The sequence below is a fragment of the Klebsiella sp. 28 genome (assembly GCF_018223905.1).
In the GTDB taxonomy this organism is placed as follows: Bacteria; Pseudomonadota; Gammaproteobacteria; order Enterobacterales; family Enterobacteriaceae; genus Klebsiella; species Klebsiella pneumoniae.
Map to the genome: position 1 here is coordinate 1 of NZ_JAGRQY010000304.1, position 1,356 is coordinate 1,356.

Annotated in this window: 3 protein-coding genes; all 3 read left to right on the forward strand. The window is 44.8% G+C overall.

The genetic code is table 11. The annotated features are described in order from the left end of the window. Nucleotides 1–151 (forward strand): NlpC/P60 family protein (locus tag KHQ28_RS28625; RefSeq protein WP_211777800.1); only part of this gene is annotated, 151 nt, incomplete at its 5' end. 41 nt (nucleotides 152–192) lie between these two features. Then, nucleotides 193–615: a hypothetical protein gene (locus tag KHQ28_RS28630; RefSeq protein ID WP_025368256.1), complete on the forward strand. Its 423-nt coding sequence runs from the start codon at nucleotides 193–195 to the stop codon at nucleotides 613–615. Nucleotides 616–641: 26 nt separating this feature from the next. Then, entirely contained in the window at nucleotides 642–1,235 is a 594-nt protein-coding gene (locus tag KHQ28_RS28635; protein WP_048276850.1) for a tail assembly protein, read from the forward strand. The last annotated feature ends 121 nt before the right edge of the window (nucleotides 1,236–1,356 follow it).

The following is a 1,356-nucleotide window of genomic DNA, read 5'->3' on the forward strand; positions in this document are numbered from 1 at the left end:
GCAGGCGGATAAGTGGAACCACGCCGGGATTCTGCTGGAAGGGAATATGCTGCTGCATCACCTGTATGGCCATCTCAGCAAGCGCGTGCCGTATGGTGGATACTGGTTAGATAGGACGATGAAAATCGTCCGATACCATTCTCTGTGTTAATCTCTTGTGGAATTTTAACTATAAATCCAAGGGACACTGAAATGAAAAAAATAGCTCTAGCATTGGCAATTGTCACAGTAACAGGCTGTTCGACAACAGTTGTACCTCCCAGCCAAGCTATTTCCGCCTCAAAAGAGCATGTTTTTAAATATCAAGAAAACGAAGGTAATAACGGTAGCCTGACAATCGTTCGTGATTCAGGATTCGTGGGGGCAGGATGCTATGCAACAGTTTATTTGAATGGTGAACGAGTAGCGAAACTGGATCCGAAAGAAAAAGCGACATTTTATTTATCAGAAGGAGAGTGGGCTGTCGGTGCTAATCTTGAAGGTAAAGGACTTTGCAGTTTAAACCGAGAGAGGCAAGAACGTTTTTTCAATATTAAAGCTGGAGAGAAAAAAGCAGCAAGAGTTTTTACGGATGCTAATGGCGATTTGGATATAAGGCCAACCACTATTAATTAACTCGTTTCCCACCAACTGGAGCTATTATGCAGGAAATAATGACAAGAATTGAGCTTTCTGGAATTCTTGGCAAAACTTTCGGGAAGGTTCATCATCGGTTGATTTCAACAGTCCAAGAAGCAGGCATGGCGCTGGCTGCAACCATCCCTGGATTTGAAAATTTCATGAATAACAGCAAAGAAAAAGGGTTGACCTTTGCTGTTTTCAAAGGAAAGAAAAATATCGGTAAGGATGATTTAGGATTCCCCGTTGGTGGTGAAGTTATCAGAATTGTTCCTGTTTTAATTGGTAGTAAAAAGGCGGGGCTGCTTCAAACAATTCTTGGAGCAGTTATTATTGTTGCATCTGCTGTCGGCTCTTACTTTGTTCCTGGCAACCCCGTGTCAGCATTTGGTTATAAAATGGGGGCTGCTATGATGCTCGGCGGCGTCGTTCAGATGCTTTCCCCGCAGCCGGCTGGCCTGGCACGAAAAGAATCCGCTGACAATAAAGCGTCCTACGCCTTTGGGGGCGTGACGAATACTGCCTCTCAGGGATACCCGGTCCCTTTGCTTTATGGCAAACGCCGAATTGGCGGCGCCATTATATCTGCCGGTATTTACGTAGAAGACCAGCAATAAGTTTTATTCAGTAAACCATCCAATTCAGGCCACCTTGCGGTGGCTTTTTTTATGGGCGTAATATGGCAAATAACATAATTAAAGGGCGCAAGGGTGGCGGCTCAAAGCAGCGTACACCGAC